The organism is Streptomyces sp. AHA2, from assembly GCF_036857595.1.
Taxonomy (GTDB): Bacteria; Actinomycetota; Actinomycetes; order Streptomycetales; family Streptomycetaceae; genus Streptomyces.
Map to the genome: position 1 here is coordinate 48,497 of NZ_JAUQWJ010000002.1, position 19,320 is coordinate 67,816.

At 71.6% G+C, this 19,320-nt stretch carries 16 protein-coding genes; 14 read left to right on the top strand and 2 right to left on the bottom strand.

Annotated elements, in window-relative coordinates; all coding sequences use genetic code 11:
• Nucleotides 1–74: 74 nt before the first annotated feature.
• The 7 genes from rplU (at nt 75) to Q5694_RS04090 (ending at nt 9,940) form a co-directional block, all read left to right on the top strand.
• Entirely contained in the window at nt 75–395 is a 321-nt protein-coding gene (rplU, locus tag Q5694_RS04060; protein ID WP_333930614.1) for a 50S ribosomal protein L21, read from the top strand.
• A gap of 14 nt (nt 396–409) precedes the next feature.
• Nucleotides 410–664, top strand: a complete 255-nt coding sequence (gene rpmA, locus Q5694_RS04065; RefSeq protein WP_010041940.1) for a 50S ribosomal protein L27 — start codon at nt 410–412, stop codon at nt 662–664.
• Nucleotides 665–774: 110 nt separating this feature from the next.
• Complete coding sequence (gene obgE / locus Q5694_RS04070) at nt 775–2,211, top strand: GTPase ObgE (protein WP_333930617.1); 1,437 nt, start codon at nt 775–777, stop codon at nt 2,209–2,211.
• A gap of 472 nt (nt 2,212–2,683) precedes the next feature.
• Complete coding sequence (locus Q5694_RS04075; RefSeq protein WP_333930618.1) at nt 2,684–4,234, top strand: alkaline phosphatase D family protein; 1,551 nt, start codon at nt 2,684–2,686, stop codon at nt 4,232–4,234.
• A gap of 505 nt (nt 4,235–4,739) precedes the next feature.
• Complete coding sequence (locus tag Q5694_RS04080) at nt 4,740–6,236, top strand: bifunctional cytidylyltransferase/SDR family oxidoreductase (RefSeq protein WP_333930619.1); 1,497 nt, start codon at nt 4,740–4,742, stop codon at nt 6,234–6,236.
• A 167-nt stretch (nt 6,237–6,403) separates the two neighbouring features.
• Nucleotides 6,404–8,536: a hypothetical protein gene (locus Q5694_RS04085; RefSeq protein ID WP_333930620.1), complete on the top strand. Its 2,133-nt coding sequence runs from the start codon at nt 6,404–6,406 to the stop codon at nt 8,534–8,536.
• A gap of 198 nt (nt 8,537–8,734) precedes the next feature.
• The gene (locus tag Q5694_RS04090; RefSeq protein ID WP_333930622.1) at nt 8,735–9,940 is read left to right on the top strand and encodes a glycosyltransferase family 2 protein; all 1,206 of its coding nucleotides are present in this window, start codon (nt 8,735–8,737) and stop codon (nt 9,938–9,940) included.
• Between the two features lie 62 nt (nt 9,941–10,002).
• Here the strand turns inward: Q5694_RS04090 and Q5694_RS04095 are convergent, their stop codons facing one another.
• On the bottom strand, nt 10,003–12,087 hold the full coding sequence (locus tag Q5694_RS04095) for a hypothetical protein (RefSeq protein ID WP_333931280.1): 2,085 nt from the start codon (nt 12,085–12,087) through the stop codon (nt 10,003–10,005).
• A 323-nt stretch (nt 12,088–12,410) separates the two neighbouring features.
• Between Q5694_RS04095 and proB the strand changes: the two genes are divergently transcribed.
• The 5 genes from proB to Q5694_RS04120 all read left to right on the top strand — a co-directional run bounded on the left by proB (nt 12,411) and on the right by Q5694_RS04120 (nt 17,395).
• On the top strand, nt 12,411–13,517 hold the full coding sequence (gene proB, locus Q5694_RS04100) for a glutamate 5-kinase (protein WP_333931281.1): 1,107 nt from the start codon (nt 12,411–12,413) through the stop codon (nt 13,515–13,517).
• 134 nt (nt 13,518–13,651) lie between these two features.
• A complete protein-coding gene (locus Q5694_RS04105) occupies nt 13,652–14,110 on the top strand; it encodes a hypothetical protein (protein ID WP_333931282.1) in 459 nt (152 codons plus the stop codon).
• Nucleotides 14,111–14,183: 73 nt separating this feature from the next.
• The gene (locus Q5694_RS04110) at nt 14,184–15,470 is read left to right on the top strand and encodes a glutamate-5-semialdehyde dehydrogenase (protein ID WP_333930623.1); all 1,287 of its coding nucleotides are present in this window, start codon (nt 14,184–14,186) and stop codon (nt 15,468–15,470) included.
• Between the two features lie 192 nt (nt 15,471–15,662).
• Nucleotides 15,663–16,235 carry an SCO2584 family spore wall biosynthesis protein gene (locus Q5694_RS04115; protein ID WP_443040811.1) on the top strand — a complete coding sequence of 191 codons (573 nt, stop codon included), beginning with the start codon at nt 15,663–15,665 and terminating at the stop codon, nt 16,233–16,235.
• A gap of 89 nt (nt 16,236–16,324) precedes the next feature.
• Nucleotides 16,325–17,395, top strand: a complete 1,071-nt coding sequence (locus tag Q5694_RS04120) for an SCO2583 family membrane protein (RefSeq protein WP_333930625.1) — start codon at nt 16,325–16,327, stop codon at nt 17,393–17,395.
• Nucleotides 17,396–17,471: 76 nt separating this feature from the next.
• On the opposite strand, the gene Q5694_RS04125 is transcribed toward Q5694_RS04120, so the two are convergent.
• The gene (locus tag Q5694_RS04125; RefSeq protein WP_333931283.1) at nt 17,472–18,596 is read right to left on the bottom strand and encodes a M48 family metalloprotease; all 1,125 of its coding nucleotides are present in this window, start codon (nt 18,594–18,596) and stop codon (nt 17,472–17,474) included.
• A gap of 123 nt (nt 18,597–18,719) precedes the next feature.
• Between Q5694_RS04125 and Q5694_RS04130 the strand changes: the two genes are divergently transcribed.
• Nucleotides 18,720–18,881 carry a hypothetical protein gene (locus Q5694_RS04130; RefSeq protein ID WP_333930626.1) on the top strand — a complete coding sequence of 54 codons (162 nt, stop codon included), beginning with the start codon at nt 18,720–18,722 and terminating at the stop codon, nt 18,879–18,881.
• A 202-nt stretch (nt 18,882–19,083) separates the two neighbouring features.
• Nucleotides 19,084–19,248 carry a hypothetical protein gene (locus tag Q5694_RS04135; RefSeq protein WP_003990192.1) on the top strand — a complete coding sequence of 55 codons (165 nt, stop codon included), beginning with the start codon at nt 19,084–19,086 and terminating at the stop codon, nt 19,246–19,248.
• Nucleotides 19,249–19,320 lie beyond the last annotated feature (72 nt).

The following is a 19,320-nucleotide window of genomic DNA, read 5'->3' on the forward strand; positions in this document are numbered from 1 at the left end:
AGGAGAGGCGGCCCGCCGTGTCGGGCTGCTGGCCTGCGGGGGTGCCGTTTCCCGAGCGAGAGAGTGAGTTCCGCGTGTACGCCATCGTGCGCAGCGGTGGTCGCCAGCACAAGGTTGCTGTCGGCGACATCGTTGAGGTTGACAAGATTTCCACTGCCAAGGTTGGCGACACGGTCGAGCTCTCGACCCTGCTCGTTGTCGACGGCGAGTCCGTGACCAGCGACCCGTGGGTGCTGGCCGGCATCAAGGTCCAGGCCGAGGTCGTGGACCACCACAAGGGCCAGAAGATCGACATTCTGCGCTACAAGAACAAGACGGGTTACCGCCGTCGCCAGGGCCACCGCCAGCAGTACACGGCGATCAAGGTCACTGAGATCCCCACGGCTGCGAAGTAAGGGACTGAGGAGAAATGGCACACAAGAAGGGCGCATCGTCCACCCGGAACGGTCGCGACTCCAACGCCCAGCGGCTCGGCGTGAAGCGCTTCGGCGGTCAGGTCGTCAACGCGGGTGAGATCCTGGTCCGCCAGCGTGGCACCCACTTCCACCCGGGCGCCGGTGTCGGCCGCGGCGGCGACGACACGCTGTTCGCCCTGCAGGCCGGTTCGGTGCAGTTCGGCACCCACCGCGGCCGCAAGGTCGTGAACATCGTTCCGGTCGCCTGATCGGAAACCTTCGCGAGGCGGGCCTCACTTCCCCGAGGGGAAGCGGGTCCGCCTTTCGCGTGTTAACCAAGAGACATCCCCGCAGTAGGCAGTAACTGGAGGCACATCCCATGACCACCTTCGTGGACCGCGTCGAACTGCACGTCGCCGCGGGTAACGGAGGCCACGGCTGTGCCTCCGTCCACCGTGAGAAGTTCAAGCCGCTCGGCGGCCCGGACGGCGGCAACGGCGGCCGTGGCGGCGACGTGATCCTCACCGTCGACCAGTCCGTCACCACGCTCCTCGACTACCACCACTCGCCGCACCGCAAGGCCACCAACGGCAAGCCCGGTGAGGGCGGCAACCGCTCCGGCAAGGACGGCCAGGACCTGGTGCTGCCGGTGCCGGACGGCACGGTGGTGCTGGACAAGGCGGGCAACGTCCTCGCCGACCTGGTCGGCCACGGCACCTCCTTCGTCGCCGCGCAGGGCGGCCGGGGCGGCCTCGGCAACGCCGCGCTGGCCTCCGCCCGGCGCAAGGCGCCCGGCTTCGCGCTGCTGGGCGAGCCGGGCGACCTGCGGGACGTCGTCCTGGAGCTGAAGACCGTCGCGGACGTGGCGCTCGTCGGTTATCCGAGCGCGGGCAAGTCGTCGCTGATCTCGGTGCTGAGCGCCGCCAAGCCCAAGATCGCCGACTACCCCTTCACCACGCTGGTGCCCAACCTCGGTGTCGTCACGGCCGGTTCGACGGTCTACACGATCGCGGACGTGCCCGGGCTGATCCCCGGGGCCAGCCAGGGCAAGGGTCTGGGCCTGGAGTTCCTGCGGCACGTCGAGCGGTGCAGTGTCCTCGTGCACGTCCTGGACACCGCGACCCTGGAGTCCGACCGCGACCCGGTCTCCGACCTCGACGTCATCGAGGAGGAGCTGCGCCAGTACGGCGGCCTGGACCGGCGTCCGCGGCTCGTCGTGCTGAACAAGATCGACGTACCGGACGGCAAGGACCTGGCCGAGATGGTCCGGCCCGACCTGGAGGCGCGCGGCTACCGCGTGTTCGAGGTGTCGGCCGTGGCGCACATGGGCCTCAAGGAGCTCTCGTTCGCGCTCGCCGAGCTGGTAGCGGCGGCCCGGGCCGCGAAGCCGAAGGAAGAGGCCACGCGCATCGTCATCCGGCCCAAGGCCGTGGACGACACCGGCTTCACCGTCACGCAGGAGGAGGACGGCCTGTACCGGGTGCGCGGCGAGAAGCCCGAGCGCTGGGTGCGGCAGACCGACTTCAACAACGACGAGGCGGTCGGCTACCTCGCGGACCGGCTCAACCGGCTCGGTGTCGAGGAGGCGCTGCTCAAGGCGGGCGCCCGGGGCGGCGACGGCGTCGCCATCGGCCCGGAGGAGAACGCGGTCGTCTTCGACTGGGAGCCGTCCATGATGGCCGGTGCCGAGATGCTCGGCCGGCGCGGCGAGGACCACCGGCTGGAGGCAGCGCGGCCCGCCGCGCAGCGCCGCAGGGACCGGCAGGCCGAACGCGACGAGGCGCAGCAGGAGTTCGACGACTTCGAGCCGTTCTGACCTGGTCTCCCCGCTGACGGACCGACCGGCTGTGCTGCGGGGCCGCGCGTCGTCGCGGCCCCGCAGGCCGATCGGTCCGTCCCCCGTGCAGCGTCACCGGGCCGCTTCCCCGTGCAGCGTCGAGGAGCGGGGCGGAGGGGCCCGGCAGGTCAGGTCCGGCCCGCATCGTGAGGCGCGACGGCCATGTCGGCGTACGTCGGCACGTGATGCGCACGTCGGCGCACCGGCCGGCATGAGCGCGACCTGAGCCCGTCCGGGCACCGGCCTCACCCATGGAACATCCGTCGGACGCGCCACCTGCTGAACGTCCGTCAGACCCGCCCCGGCAAAGGCTTGTTCCAGCGCTGGCGGCGGGTCTCCCTTTGCTTGCTTAGTTGTCATGTACGTGAACCCCGGCGTTCAGCGGGCGGACCGCCCGCGAGCGTGAAGCTTCCCGGAGTCCAAGTGGCCAGCGAGGTAAGGGAGTCACCCGATGACCGCAGCAGCATCCCCCGGCCGGCGCCGCTTCCTGACCGGCGGCGCCGCCGTGCTCGGCGCGGCCGCCACCACCCAGCTGTGGCTCCCGGCCACCGCGCGCGCGGCCGAGACCCCGTTGCCCGACGGCGTCTTCAGTCTCGGTGTCTCCTCGGGCGACCCCCTGCCGGACGGCGTCGTGCTGTGGACGCGGCTCGCCCCGGACCCGCTGCACGGCGGCGGCATGCCCGACCGCGCGGTGCCCGTGGAGTGGCAGGTCGCGGAGGACCGGCGGTTCAGGAAGCCCGTCCGCCGGGGCAAGGCCCACGCCAGACCCGAGTACGGGCACAGCGTTCACGTGGACGTCCGCGGCCTGCGCCCGGGCCGCGTCTACTGGTACCGCTTCCGCGCCGACGGGCAACTCTCACCGGCCGGCCGCACCCGCACCGCGCCCCACCCGCACAGCTCCGGTGGCTCCCTGCGCCTGGCCCTCGCCTCCTGCCAGAACTGGCAGCACGGCTACTTCACGCCGTACGCCGACATGCAGGAGCAGGACCCGGACGCGGTGGTGTTCGTCGGGGACTACATCTACGAGTCGACGCCCTCGGCGACGGCCGTGCGGCGGCACGAGGGCACCGGTGAGCCCGTCAGCCTGGTCCAGTACCGCAACCGGTACGCGCAGTACCGCAGCGACCCCGATCTCGCGGCGATGCACGCGCACGCGCCCTTCGTGGTGAGCTTCGACGACCACGAGGTGGACAACGACTTCGCCGGCGAGATCCCGCAGGACCCGGACAAGCAGTCGCACGACGCCTTCGTGGCCCGGTTGACCGCCGCCTACCAGGCGTTCTACGAGCACATGCCGGTCCGCGCCACCGCCGTGCCCACGGGGCCGCACATCCGCATGCACCGCCGTCTGGAGTTCGGCCGCCTGGCCCGGCTCAACGTCCTGGACACCCGGCAGTACCGCAGCGACCAGGCCACCAGCCAGGAAGGCGCCCAGGACCCCTCCCTCACCATGCTGGGCGCCGGGCAGAAGCGCTGGCTGCTGAACGGGCTGCGGAACTCGCCGGCCCGCTGGAACCTCGTCGCCTCGCAGATCATGATGGCCGAGACGGACCTCAAGGTCGGCGAGGGCAAGCTCTGGTTCTACGACGCCTGGGACGGCTACCAGGCCGAACGCAACCGGTTCATGCAGGAGTTCCAGCACGTCCGCAACCCCGTCGTGCTGTCGGGCGACCGGCACCTGACGATGATCAGCGACCTCAAGAAGGACTACGCCGACCCCGGATCCGCGGTCGTCGGCGCCGAGTTCGTCGGTACGTCCGTCTCCAGCAACGGCGACCAGGACCAGGACGCCTTCCGCCGGGAGTGGGACCCGCGCCGCCCGGACAACCCGCACTGGAAGCTGCTCGACGCCCACCGCGGCTACCACCTCTTCGACATCGGCCGCGGCGGTATCGACGCGCAGGTGCGGGTGGTCGACACCGTGCGGCAGCCGACCGCCACCCCGAGCACGCTGGCCCGGCTGAGGGTCGAGGCGGGCCGTCCCGGCGTCGAGGTCGTCTGACGCCCTTCGCTCCCTCCGGCGCGTGAGCCCGGGGCCCGGCCGGGCCCCGGGCTCCGTGCGTCCACCGGCGGCCGCGCGGCCCGTCATCCTGTCCGGTGGCGGACCCGTCCCGGTGAATCGGCGCCCCCGCTGCCGCCCTTGCCCCGCCGCAGCCGCAAGGGCGCGCAGTCCCGGGCGCATTCCGCCCGTGAAGGAATGACGGACGAGCCGCATCGCGCCCCGTCCGGCCGGTCCGTCACAGCACGTATCGTGCAACGGACCTCGTCCGGGAACGCGCGAAGGACCTCAGTCACCGCTGTCCCGCATGACTCGCGTCGTCGAAATCTTGTGGAATCACTCACAGTAGGCCTCCAAAAGGCCCGCTCAACCGTCTAACCGATCACCAGCAGTGGGAGGTGAATGACAGGTTGCGCGCACACGGGCGGTACATGTCGCTCACCTTGCACTGCGTTCACCACAAGTGGGACCCTTTTGAGGTTCCCTGTCGTCTCAAGGTAGGTAACCTGTGCCTCAGCACATAGCCAAGCCCCGTACCACCGCGGTGATCCTGGCCGGGGGCACCGGTCAGCGGGTGGGACTGTCGATCCCGAAGCAACTGCTGAAGATCGCCGGCAAGGCAGTCATCGAGCACACCCTGGCCACCTTCGAGAACGCCGACTCGATCGACGACGTCATCGTGCTGATGGCCCAGGGCTACGTGCCCGACGTCGAGAAGATCGTCGCGAAGGCCGGATTCAAGAAGGTCTCGAAGATCATCGAGGGCGGCTCGACGCGGAACGAGACCACCGAGCGCGCCATCGCCGCCCTGGGCGAGGGCCTGGCCGAGGGCGAGGACCTCAACGTCCTCTTCCACGACGCGGTGCGCCCCCTGCTGTCGCAGCGGGTCATCGACGACTGCGTGGCCGCGCTGGAGCGCTACGAGGCCGTCGACGTGGCCATCCCGTCCGCGGACACCATCATCGTCACGCGCACCCACGGCCAGGACGGCGAGTTCATCACCGAGATCCCGGACCGCTCCCGCCTGCGCCGCGGCCAGACCCCGCAGGCCTTCAAGCTGTCCACGATCAAGCGGGCCTACGAGGTCGCCTCGGGCGACCCCAACTTCCAGGCCACCGACGACTGTTCCGTGGTGCTCAAGTACCTGCCCGACGTGCCGATCCACGTCGTCGCGGGTGACGAGTACAACATGAAGGTCACCCAGCCCGTCGACGTCTTCATCGCCGACAAGCTCTTCCAGCTCGCCTCCACCGCCGCGCCCGAGCAGGTCACCGAGGACGCCTACCGCGAGCTGCTGACCGGCAAGACCGTCGTCGTCTTCGGCGGCTCCTACGGCATCGGCAAGGACATCGCCGAGCTGGCGGAGTCGTACGGCGCCAAGGTCTATGCCCTGGGCCGCTCCACCACCGGCACCCACGTGGAGAACCCGGAGGAGGTCGACGACGCCCTGTCCAAGGCCTACGCCGAGACCGGCCGCATCGACTACGTGGTGAACACCGCCGGCGTGCTGCGCATAGGCAAGCTCGCCGAGACCGACAACGCCACCATCGAAGAGGCGCTCAAGGTCAACTACCTGGCCCCCGTGCAGATCGCCCGGTCCTCGCACAAGTACCTGTCCGAGACCAAGGGCCAGCTGCTGCTCTACACCTCCAGCAGTTACACCCGCGGTCGCGCCGAGTACAGCCTGTACTCCTCCACCAAGGCCGCCATGGTGAACCTCACCCAGGCCCTGTCCGACGAGTGGGCCGCCGACGGCATCCGTGTCAACTGCATCAACCCCGAGCGCACCGCCACCCCGATGCGCACCAAGGCGTTCGGGCAGGAGCCCGCGGGCTCGCTGCTGTCCTCCGAGGCGGTGGCCCGTGCGTCGCTCGACGTGTTGCTCTCCGGGCTCACCGGCCACGTCATCGACGTCCGCCAGCAGGACCCCACCGCCGACGCGGCCCGGGCCTCCGGCTTCGAGCAGGCCCTGGCCTCGGTTCTGGACCGGCAGGACGGCGTGTAACAATTGCCGCCCGCTGAGCTGCGACAATTCGGGCTTCTGTGCTTTTGTCATCCATCAGGACGGCAAGGGTGTTCGCAGGAGCCTGCATCCGTATCCCTGGGCGTCTTCACAGACCAGCCGCATCCGTGAGCAAGACCGGCAGACCCCTCACAAGAGCAGGTTCCTCCGTGATATCCACAGCTATTCGCGTCGCCAGGGTGGGCAGCGCGGCCGAGCTGGCCGCGGCGATCCTCATGGTGGCGAGCTTCCCCGCCCTCATGCTGGCCGCGCTCGTGCCGAGCGTCCCCGCTTTCGCGGCGGCGGCCGCCGTGACGTACCTGGCGGACCACTATCTGCACCACAAGGGCAGTTACCTGATCAACCGCCTCGGCAAGGTCCGGGCCGGCCTGTCGATCCGCTTCCTGATCCGGCAGCTGCTGCTCGTCCTGCTGCTGGCCCGGCTGTCCCTCGCGGACAACCTGATCTACTACGGGGCGATCGCCTGTTTCATCGCCTTCTACGGTCTGCAGGCCCCGCACGGCGCGCTGGTCCAGCTGATCCGCAACCGCCGCCGCATGCCGGTCGCCACCCGCAACGTCGACCTCGGCTCGCGCATCCGCATTCCCGACGCCCCGCCGTACGTGCTGCTGCACCGTTCCGCCGAGAAGATGCTGCACCTCGACCTGGCGGCGGTCGTCGGCATCGTGGTCGCCGCCCAGGTGAAATCGTCCCTGATCGGCTTCATCGGCATCGGACTCACACTGGCCCTCGCCACCCTGTACGTCCTCGTGCTCGTGCCGTACGTGTGCGGCGGGCGGATCCCGCCGAACGCCGAACGGGTACTGGCCGCCGTCGACGACTGGCTGGGGGAGTACAAGCCGGAGACCGTCCTGTACTTCTCCGGGTCCAAGGACTCCGCCTACCAGGTCAACATGTGGCTGGACACCATGGAGAAGCTGGACTCCAGGCCACTGATCATCCTGCGCGAGCGCGTCATCCTCACCAACCTGGCGCCCACGACGGTCCCCGTCATCTGCGTCCCCGGAGGGGTGCACCTGATGAACCTGGACCTGTCCACCGTGCGCGTCGCGCTCTACGCGGCCAACGTCGGCAAGAACATCCACCTGCTGCGCGTGCCCACCATGAAGCACGTCTTCATCGGCCACGGCGACAGCGACAAGCTCGCCAGCGTCAACCCGTACAGCAAGGTCTACGACGAGGTCTGGACGGCCGGCCGCGCGGGCCGCGACCGCTACGCCATCGCCGACGTCGGTGTCCGCGACGAGGACATCGTCGAGGTCGGCCGCCCCCAGCTCGCCCCGATCCAGACCTGGCGGGGCGTGCCCGAGGGCCGCATGCCGACCGTGCTGTACGCCCCCACCTGGGAGGGCTGGGACGGCAACCCGGGCAACACCTCGATCGTTCTGGCCGGCGAGAACATCGTGCGCGAGCTGGTCGCGGCCGACCCGCCCGTCCGCGTCCTGTACAAGCCGCACCCGTTCACCGGCACCGTCAGCAAGGAGGCCGAGGCCGCGCACCGGCGGATCACCGCCCTGGTGGAGAAGGCCGCCGCCGAGCGCGCCCTCGATCCCCGGTTCCTCCCGGACACCGCCGCCCAGGCGCAGGCCAAGGCCGAGCTGCAGCGCGTCGAGGCCCGGCTCGCCCAGCTGTCCGGTGCCGGATCCGACCGGGTCGACGAGGCCGAAGCCACCCGGGACGGGCTGCTCGACACCGCCCGGCACGAGGAGGTCGCCCGGCTGCGCGCCGAGTGGAACGACGCCTACTGGCGCTCCTTCCCCACGTGGGAGCACCGCGTGATCACCGGCGCCGAGCCGGCCCTGTACGACTGCTTCAACGTCTCCGACGCGATGGTCTCCGACATCTCCAGCGTGGTGTCCGACTTCATCGCCAGCGGCAAGCCCTACGCGGTCACCGACTCCGCCGGGGTGGGCGCCGAGGAGTTCAAGCGGAACAACACGGCGGTGCGTGCCGCGGTGATCCTCACCAACAGCGCCGCCGAGCTGGGCGAGCTGCTGAGCGCCGTCCGCGACCCGGCCGCCGACCCGCTGGCCGAGGACCGCAAGGACCTCAAGCAGTACCTGCTGGGCCCGGACGAGCCGACCTCCCTGGAGCAGTTCAACGCGGCCGTCGCGAACCTGGCACTGAAGGCCGAGACACGCAACGTCGGCCTGCGGTCACGGGATGCGGCCGCGCTCGACCAGGCGGAGGCCGAGACTCAGGCCGAGGCCGAGCTGACCAACACCGTGCCCGGGCAGCGGGTGCCCGCCGCCGGTGACACCGGTGGAGCCGCCACGGTGTGACCGGCCACCGCGCCGAGGAGTCCGGCTTCGAGGGAGTGCCTCGGGGCCGGACTCCTTGACGTTTCCGGCTCCGCTCGCCGTACAGGTGAGGTGAGGCAGGAACACCCGACTGCCGGACAACCGCTTGTTCCCGGCACCCGTCTATCAGGTAGCCAATGAGGTGCTACCGGGGAACATCCCGTCGAACTGGGAGGGAACGTGGCCGCGCAGCCTGATGTGAGCGTGATCATCGGTGCGTACGAGGCGATGCCGTACCTGATCGATTGCCTTTCCTCGGTCGAGGCGCAGACCATCGGTCCGGAGCGCATCGAGGTCATCGCGGTGGACGACGGCTCGACGGACGGCACGGGGGAGTATCTGGAGGAGTTCGCCCAGCGGGCTCCCGTGCACGTCGTGGTGATCCGGCAGGAGAACTCCGGGGGCCCCAGCGGCCCGCGCAACGTCGGCCTGGACAAGGCGACCGGGCGCTACGTCTTCTTCCTGGACGCCGACGACCGGCTGGGCCCCGAGGCGCTGGAGCGCATGGTCGCCATGGCCGACAGGGCCGGCACGGACGTGGTCCTCGGCAAGGTCGAGGGCGTCAACCGCTCGGCGCCGAAGTCCATGTGGGGCGCGACGGTGGAGCGGACGGACGTCTTCTCCTCCAACATCAAGTTCACGCTCAGCGCGCAGAAGCTGTTCCGCCGGGAGTTGCTGGAGCGGCACGGCATGCGTTTCGACGAGTCGCTGTTCACCGGCGAGGACGCGCTGTTCACCATGGAGGCGTACCTGCGGGCGGACGGCGTCTCGATCGTCGCCGACCACACCTGCTACTACCTGGTGGGCCGCGACGACGGCAAGCACGTGACCAGGAGCGGCGGTTACACCCTGCGCTTCGACTCCGCGCGGGCCCTGATGAACCTGATCGCGGAGCACGTCCCCGCGGGCGGCCGGCGCGACCAGCTGATGGTCCGGCCGTTCCTGGTGACGCTGCTGCCGCAGTTCGGGCCCAAGTACCTCACGGACAGCGAGGAGGTGCGGCGGCACAAGTTCGAGCTGGCCGCGCCGCTGATGGACGCCCACTGGACCGAGGGTGTCGCCCGGCGCCTGAAGGTGCACGAGCGGCTGCGGCTGCACCTGGTCGCCGAGCAGCGGCCCGACCTGCTGCCGGACGTGGTGGAGTTCGTCAAGGCCAAGAAGCAGGCCGCCGCCCTCCTGGAGAAGAAGGGCCGCCGCCTCTACCTGGCCTACCCGCACTTCCGCGACCGCGAAGCGGGCATCCCCGACGCGGTCTACCTCGCCGAGCCCCGCGAGGCCCGGGCGTTCCCGGGCTACCGGGAGAGCGGTGTCGACACGTTCGTGCGCCGGGCCGTGCGCAAGGCGCGCAGCGTGTGGGCGGCCCGCGGGGCCCGGGCGGCGGCGTGAACAGCGCGACGGGGGCCGCCGAGATCGCCCGGCGCCCCCCGTGGTGGCTGTCCCGCCGGCGGTCAGCGCGGTGCGCTGGACACGGCCGCCTCCGTGCGCTGACCCGGCAGTTCCGCCGCCAGGCGCTCCGTCGTCAGCCGCTCCGCCACCCGCGCCCGGTGTTCCCGGGCCTCCTGGCACAGCGCCTGCACGGCCGCGTTGAAGCGCTCCTGCGACGAGGGCTCGGCAGGACCCAGCAGCCGCAGCTTCAACTCGGCCCGGGCCTCGGCGAGTTCGTCGTTCTCCGGGTGCCGGACCGTCTCCAGCAGCGCGGGCACGCCCGTCGCGTCCGGCGTCAGCACGGTCGCCGCCGCCACCGTCGGGAACGCCGCACGGAAGGCGTCCTCGGGCAGCCCGCTGGTGTTGGCGACCGCGTACGGCTTCTCGCTCGCCAGGAAGTCGCTGATCACGCTCGACACGTCACTGATCAGCAGGTCGGCCGCGTTGAAGCAGGAGTACAGCGCGGGCCGGGCGTCCGTGATGATCTGGTGCTCACCGGCCGGCAGCGAGGCCCAGTACGCCGCCTCCCACGCGGCCGTCGCCCGCCGCACCGCCGCGGCACGGCCCGGCTCGGGCGCCGACTGGACGAGCATCCGCTCCGCCGCGTCGGCCCCGGACCGGAACACCGAGGTGGTGAGCCGCTCCAGCTCGGCCGTCAGCCGTGCCAGTTCACCGGCGGCCTGCGGCTGGGACTGCTGCCGCTGCCGGTTCGCCGCGCGGATCAGTTCGCGGATGCGCAGGTCGGCCGCGCCCGCACGCGGATCGACGGAGCCCGTCAGCGGATGCGGCTTGTACAGCAGCCGCACGCCCGGGTCGGCCAGCAGCGCCCGCACCAGGTTCTCCCCGGCCGCGACCACGGAGGTGTTGCCGGGGTTGCCGTCCCAGCCCTCCCAGGTCGGGGCGTACAGCACGGTCGTGTAGGCGCCCTTCGGCGGACCGGCGTGGGGCAGGACGCCGTCCAGCTGCGGGCGGCCCGTCTCGACCACGTCCTTGTCCTCGACGCCCACCTCGGCCAGGGCGTACCGCTCGCGTGCGGCGGGCCCGGCCACCCACACCTCGTCGTACGCCTTCGCGTACGGGTTGCACGAGGACAGCTTGTCGCTCTCGCCGTGGTTGACGAAGGTGTGCCGTATCGTCGGGATGCGCAGCACCTGGGAGGTCTTGCCCGAGTTCGACGGGTGGATGAGCACCTGGAGCGTGGAGTGCTCCAGCCGCATCAGCGTGGACACCTTCGGCAGGCACACGATCGGGATGTCCGTCGCCGCGATCTTCTGCACCATGAACCGCTCGCGCAGCACGATGATGGGCCTGCCCTCGATGTGCGCGAGGGGCTCCAGCCACATGTTCGCCTGGTAGGCCGAGGAGACCCCGCCGGAGAAGTACAGCCCGGCCGTCGGCCGGTACTCCGCCAGCCACTGGTCGAACCACGCCAGCACCTCCTCCTCGCCGGCCGGCCGGCGGCTCGGCAGCAGCCGCAGCAGCAGCGCGCAGAGGCCGCCCAGGCAGAGGACCAGCGAGAGGGCGATGCCCACCGCGGCGTACACCGGGTCGTCGCCCGGCGCAGCGGCCAGCAGCCCGACCGTCGTCGGCAGGCCGAACACCAGCAGCCGCTGGCCGGGGCGGCGCAGCAGCGCGGCCGGGGCCGGGGACAGCCGCAGCGCGGAGGCGTCTATGTTCCGGGTCACCACCGGCAGGGTGCGGCTGCGCCGCACGAGGACCGAGGCCGCCTGCACGGCGAAGTGCAGCACGTAGAACAGCAGCAGTCCGGCCACGAGCGGGGCGTAGACCGTCTCCCGGTCCTGCTCGCCGAGCCGCAGCAGGGCCACGACGAGCAGCAGGTCCCGCAGCACGTGCCGTACGGTGATGTCCGCGTGCGACTTGGCGAACAGGGACAGCACCCCGCGCTGCCACCTGTACAGCACCCCCTCCACGGCCAGGGAGAGGGCGGTCGAGGCGAGCAGCAGCGGCACGTTGGGCAGCAGAGCGGCGACCGCCTGAGCGGCGAAGGCTGCGGCCAGGGCGACGGCCGCCAGCCCCTTGTACAGGGCAGGCGGACGGGGGAGAGATAGGGGCACTGCGGTCACTCCAGGTGCGTCGGTTCGGCGCATATCGGCCGTCCGGGTTAACGCGCGGCTGTCTCCCGACGACACGTGCGTGACGTCGGGGTGTCGGACGATCGTCGTCCTGCCGTGCCCAGGGACCGTAGCGGAAGATTGCGCTGCTGTCGTCATCGGGGTATGGAGATCATGGTCACGTCAGGTGGGACGCGCCGTCCGTAGCGTGGACCGGCGAGGCGTCCCGCCGGTCCGTCCCGTAGATTCCGTGAGGGAGAACCGGAGGACTTCCCTGGTGGGACACCGGAGATTCCGCCGGTGAGGCACCGAAGCGACGCGAGGGGACGGACGGGGACGTGGCAGGGGCAAGGCAGGCCGTGGGCGAGGCCCGCAGGATCGTCGTCAAGGTCGGTTCCTCCTCGCTGACCACCGCCTCGGGCGGCCTGGACGCGGACCGCGTGGACGCGCTGGTCGACGTCCTCGCCAAGGTCCGCAGCGGCGGCGAGAAGGAGATCGTCCTGGTCTCCTCCGGTGCCATCGCCGCCGGACTGGCCCCGCTCGGCCTGCGCCGCCGCCCCAGGGACCTGGCCCGCCAGCAGGCCGCCGCCAGTGTCGGGCAGGGCCTGCTGGTCGCCCGCTACACCGCCTCCTTCGCCCGCTACGGCGTGCGCGTCGGCCAGGTGCTGCTGACCAGCGACGACATGAGCCGCCGCGCCCACCACCGCAACGCCTCGCGCACCCTGGACGAGCTGCTGGCGATGGGCGCCTTCCCGATCGTCAACGAGAACGACACCGTCGCCACGGACGAGATCCGCTTCGGTGACAACGACCGCCTGGCCGCCCTCGTCGCCCACCTCGTCCACGCCGACCTGCTGGTCCTGCTGTCCGACGTGGACGGCGTCTACGACGGCGACCCGGCCAGGCCCGGCACCTCCCGCATCGCCGAGGTCCGCGATCCCGCAGACCTCGCCCACGTCGAGATCGGCAGCGCGGGCAGGGCCGGTGTCGGCACCGGCGGCATGGTCACCAAGGTCGAGGCCGCCCGGATCGCGGCCGCCGCCGGTGTGCCCGTCGTCCTGACCAGCGCCGTCCACGCCGCCGACGCCCTCGCCGGGCAGGACACCGGAACCTGGTTCCACCCCACCGGCAAGCGCTCCGCCGACCGGCTGCTGTGGCTCCAGCACGCCTCCACCCCGCAGGGCGCGCTCACCCTGGACGACGGCGCCGTGCGGGCCGTCGTGGACCGCCGCAAGTCGCTGCTGCCCGCCGGCATCGCCGCCGTCGAGGGCGACTTCAGTGCCGGTGACCCGGTCGAGCTGCGCGACGGCACGGGGCACGCCGTGGCCCGGGGGCTGGTCAACTTCGACGCCAAGGAGATCCCCCGGCTCATCGGCCGCTCCACCCGGGAGCTGGCCCGGGATCTCGGCCCCGCGTACGAACGCGAGGTCGTACACAGGGACGACCTGGTGGTCCTGCACCCGTAATGTTCCGAAAGGTCCGCCCCCGGTGGTGGACGTTCCGCAAAACCGCCCCACGAACCCTTGCGGCCTGCTCAACTTTGTCTCGGGGAACTGTCCCGCAGCATCGCCGCTGAGCGAAGGAGGCCGTCGTGAGACGAGTGCGCCCTGGGGCCACCGTGTCCCGTGGTGGTGCCGGCTCCCGCGCGGCCGGTGAGGAGCGCGCCCTGACCAGCGTGGCGGCCGGAGACCGGTTCGACGGGGAGCAGCCCGCGGAGACCGCGCGCCTGTGGCACGTCACTCTCAGCGTCTCCGGCAAGCAGGCCCCGCTGCCCGAGGTCCGGCGCGCCCTGGAGCAGCTCGCCCACGACCACCCCTTCCTCCTCACCAGCCGCTACGCCGTCGACCACGCGGAGATCCGCTACTGGGAGGAGGCCCGCGACCTGCACGACGCGGCCGCGGTGGCCCTGCGGCTGTGGGGCGAGCACCGGCAGACCGCCGGCCTGCCGCCCTGGGAGATCGTGGGCCTGGAGGTCATCGACCGGGCCACGTACCACCAGCGCGTCGCCGAGGGGTACGGCCCGCCGCCCGCCTCTCCCGTGGGCATCCATCCGTTCTGACAGCCGTCCGGGAAGCGTCTCGGGCTGTGGAACAGGCGGTGAACCGGCGCGTCCGGCGCACTACCCTTCCCTCATGACCACGCTCTCTCCGTACGACTCCATGTCCCCGGTCACCGAGGCCGCCTACCGCGCCAAGGCCGCCGCCGCGTCCCTCGCGCCGCTGCCGCGGGCCGACAAGGACGACGCGCTGCTGGCCATCGCGGACGCGCTGGAGGTCCGCACGAGCGAGATCGTGGAGGCCAACGCCGAGGACGTCGCCCGGGCCCGTGAGGCCGGTCTCGCCGACGGCATGATCGACCGGCTCACCCTGAACCCCGAGCGGGTCCGCTCCATCGCCTCCGACGTCCGTGACGTCGCCGCCCTGCCCGACCCGGTCGGCGAGGTCGTCCGCGGCTCCACCCTGCCCAACGGCATCGACCTGCGCCAGGTGCGCGTGCCCCTCGGCGTCGTCGGCATCATCTACGAGGGCCGGCCCAACGTCACCGTCGACGCCGCGGCCCTGTGCCTGAAGTCCGGCAACGCCGTCCTGCTGCGCGGCTCCTCCTCGGCCTACCGGTCGAACACCGCCCTCGTGCGGGTCCTGCGCGACGCCGTGGGCGGGGCCGGGCTGCCCGCCGACGCCGTCCAGCTCGTGCCGGGCGAGAGCCGTGACAGCGTGCGCGAGCTGATGCGCGCCCGCGGCCTGGTCGACGTGCTCATCCCGCGCGGCGGCGCCTCCCTGATCAACACGGTCGTGCAGGAGTCCGTCGTCCCCGTCATCGAGACCGGCACCGGCAACTGCCACGTCTACGTCGACGCCCAGGCCGACCTGGACATGGCCGTCGAGATCCTCGTCAACTCCAAGGCCCAGCGGGTCGGCGTCTGCAACGCCGCCGAGACCCTGCTGGTCCACCAGGACATCGCCGCCGCGTTCCTGCCCCGCGCCCTGGACGCCCTGGCGGAGGCCGGGGTCACCGTGCACGCCGACGAGCGCGTGCAGGCCTACGCCGGGAACTCCAAGGCCACCGTCGTGGAGGCGACCGCAGAGGACTGGGAGACGGAGTACCTGTCGTACGACATCGCCGCTGCGGTCGTGGACTCCCTGGACAAGGCCGTGGAGCACATCCGGCTGTGGACCTCCGGCCACACCGAGGCCATCGTGACGACCTCCCAGCAGGCCGCCCGCCGCTTCACCCAGCTGGTCGACTCCACCACCGTCGCCGTGAACGCCTCGACGCGCTTCACCGACGGCGGCCAGTTCGGCTTCGGCGCCGAGATCGGCATCTCCACGCAGAAGCTGCACGCCCGCGGCCCGATGGGCCTGCCGGAGCTGACCAGCACCAAGTACATCGTGACCGGCGACGGCCACGTACGGCGCTGACCCGAACGGCGTAACGGGGTATGCGGATCGCCGCATACCCCGCCGGGGACGGCCCCGGGCGGCGCACGCGCGTGGCACGGGCGCGGACCTGCCGGACGCGCGCCGCCGGGCGCCCCGCGAGAGCCGCCCCGGAAGGCGGATGAATTTCCATACCGTCTGCCCAAATTGACCCCCCAGGTCTACTCTGGATCCGTGCCGGAGGACGTGGGGGGCACGCCGTTCGCGGACGGCCGGGAGCCCGACGACGACCACGACCGCGGGGTGTCGGACGAAGAGTTCGCCTCCGTGGTCTTCGACGAGGCCTTCGTACGCGCGGCCGTGGTGCACGAGCCGACCGCCGTCGAACGCCTCCTGGCCGCCGCGCAGGCCAGAGCCGAGGCCTCCGAGGCGGAGGCCCGCCGGGCCCACGCCAGAGGCGAGCGCTACGACGACGGGTTCGGTTCGGACCCCCGGGGCGGATTCGGCCATGATTCCGGCCTCGGCGAGTTCGACGACCCGGACGTCCTCGAGGACCACCGCCACCCCGGGCCCTACTCCAGGCAGGTCCGCTGGCACCGCCCCGTCGCCTGGGTGCTCGCCCTCGTGATGGGCGTCGGCATGGTCGCCCTGGCCTTCACCGCGGTCTACCGGGGAGCCTCCGCCGACCGCGAGGAACCGCTGCCCCCGCCCACCTCGACCGGGCCGGAGCAGGGCAGCGGGACCGCGCCGTCCGCATCCGCCGACCACTCCCGGCCGGCCATGTCGGTGATCCCGCGCACCCCCTGACCGGAACCCGCCGACCCGGGTGAGAACCTGTCACAACTTGTGGAGCAGCCCGGCGTTTACCCGGGCTCCGCGGAACCTACAGTGAAGATATGAGCGGGCCTGGCAACCCACCCGAGGGGACTCCCGAGGGCGCTCCCGGAGGTGGCGAGGACGAGTATCGATCCGTCGTCTTCGACGAATCCTTCGTCCGCGCTGCCCGCCTCCAGGAGTTCTCCGCCGAGGAGCGCATCGCCGACCACGCGCCCGCCGTGCGCCGCCGCCCGCCCCTGCGCCGGGGCCTGTCCCGGCAGGCCCTCGTCCTGGTCCTGCTCATCGCCGTCGCCTTCGGCACCGCGATCTACATGGGCGTGCGCCACCCCTACCAGACCCCGGCCGCCCGGGGACCCGGCGAGCCCCTGCGGATGACCGTCATCCCGCTCGCCCCCGAGGGCGAGGTGCCCGGCACGGCCGACCCGGCGTACCTGTACGCGCACAGCCCCGCCGCGCAGTTCAAGTCCGGCGCGGAGGGCGTGCCGCTGCCGGCCTCGCGGCGCACCGCGCACTTCTCCGACAGCCAGGTCGTCACCGCCCTGACCACCGCCAAGGACTACATCGTCCGCTCCGCCCTCGACCCGGAGGTGCTCACCGGGCGCGAGGTGCGCTCCGTGCGCGTCCTGCTCGACCCCGAGCAGCTGGACCAGTTCGACCAGAGCTTCGCCCGCCCGACCGCCGACGGCCGTCACGCGCCCACCGGCTGGCTGGTCCGCTTCGACCCCTCGCGCGCCGAGCTGGCCGAGCGGGAGGTACGGGTGCAGGGCACCCTGCAGGCCGCCGAGACCGACTCCTCCACGCTGGAGGTCACCGCGGACCACACCTTCGTGTACGCCCTGCGTCCGGCCGGGGCCGCCGCGAAGGACGAGGTCTCCCTGTTCACCCTGCGACGCGAGCTGCAGTTCCGCTTCGACCGCGAGGACCTGCGCCTGCACCAGGCCCGGCTCGTGGTCTCCTACGTCCAGGCCGGCCCGCTGTCCTGCGCCGAGGACTCCACGAACCACCTGCGCCCCCTGCTCGCCGGCCAGACGGCCAAGGAGGGCGGCCCCGCGGGCACCGACCCCTACGCGACGGGCAGCGCCACCGCCCTGTGCGGCACCCTGGCGACGAGCGCGCAGCCGAAGGTCTGACCCCCGGCCGCTGCCGGGGCCGGCTCCCGTCGTCCGGCTGCCTGCCCTTGCCGCCCTGCCATCTGCCGTCGTCCGACTACCTGCCGTCGCCCGGCGGACGGTCGTCCCCGGGCGTGTCCGACGAACCCGGCGCGTCCGTGTCCCCGGAACGCTGCTGGGCCGAACCGGTGAATCCGCCGAAGCCGCGGCGGACCCGGTCACCCAGGTCGCCGGCGCCGCCCGCGATGTCCGTGACCAGCTTCATCAGCGGGTCCTTGGAGTTCTTCACCGTGCTGCTGTAGTGGTTCGCCGACTCGCGCCAGGAATCACGGACCGAGGTGTCCTTGTCGTCCTCGCGGCGCGCGTAGTGACCGTCCATGAGCCGCTGGAAGTCCCGCGACGCGGCCCACTTCTTCAGCTCGGCGGCCCGCACGGTGGTGAAGGGGTGGGAACGGGGCAGTACGTTCAGGATCTTCAGCACCGAGTCGCGCAGGTCGCCGCCGGCCTCGTACTCCTCGGCCTGGGCGAGGAAGGCGTCCACGTTCATCTCGTGCAGGTGGTTGCCGCCCGCGATCTTCATCAGTCCGCGCATGGACGCCTGCAGGTCCTGCCCGACCAGCAGGCCCGCCCGGTCCGCCGACAGCTCCGACTTGCGGAACCACTCCCGCAGCCCGGTCACGATCGCCATGATCGCGAGGTTGCCCAGCGGGATCCAGGCCACCCGGACCGCGAGGCTGGTCAGGAACAGCAGGATCGTCCGGTAGACCGAGTGCCCGGACAGCGCGTGACCGACCTCGTGGCCGACGACCGCCCGCATCTCCTCCTCGTCCAGCAGCTCGACCAGGCCCGTCGTGACGACGATGATCGGCTCGTCCAGGCCGATGCACATCGCGTTGGGCTGCGGGTCCTGCGTCACGTACATCGGCGGGACCTTCTCCAGGTCCAGGATGTAGCAGGCGTCCCGCAGCATCACGTTCAGATGCGAGAACTGCTGGTCCGAGACCCGCACCGAGTCGGACAGGAACAGCAGCCGCAGACTGCGCTCGGGCAGCAGGCCGCTGAGCGCCTTGAACACCGTGTCGAAACCGCTCAGCTTGCGCAGCGCCACCAGGGCCGAGCGGTCGGCAGGATGCTCGTAGGCGCGCGAGGAGATCCCGGGGAAGCGCCTGCGCTGCCTGCTCGGCACGCGCTCGTGCCCGTGGTGCTCGTGGCCGTCGGACATGTCTTCCCCCATGCGTCTGTATGACCTTTGCGGCCCCTTGTGCGGCCCTTTGCCCTTCCTGGGCGGAGCCCAGACTAGGCGGAGTTACGGTGGTCGGGCAGTACAGCGAAGGAGACCACCGCCATGGAGCACCACCTCGCGGCCGCCTGGCTCGCGCAGGCCGCGAACACCGCCGACGGACGAGGGGGACCGGGGATCCTCCGGGTCGTGCTCGTGGTGATGCTCGTGGGCTCCGCGCTGACCGCGTGGTTCCTGCTGCGTGGCTACAGACACAAGGACGACTGAGGAATCGGGAAGGTTCCCCACCGGGTCCCCGGTCCCCGGGGCCGGACCGGCGCTCGCCGCGGTGGGCGCCGACGGCCGGGTGGTGGCCGCGCGGCGGGGCCCGCGGCACGAACAGGCGGAGTCGGGGTGATCGCGGCGGGGGCGCCCGCTTACGATGAGCCGACGTCTTTATCCCGCCCACACGCGATAGGTCCTGCCGAAGATGAGCTTCCACAGCACCGCTGCCCAGTTGGTCACCCTCGCCGCCGAGGGCGAGGAGCACGGCGGAAACCACGAGAGCCTCAGCCCCTACCTCACCGGTGGCGGCGCCCTCTTCATCCTGCTGCTCCTGCTGTGGATCACCACCCGCTTCAACCGCGACCGCTGAGCCCGGCCGGGCGCCCCCCGCGGGGCGCCCCGGGGACCACGGGGGCGGCCGGAGCCCTCGGCCGGGGCCGGT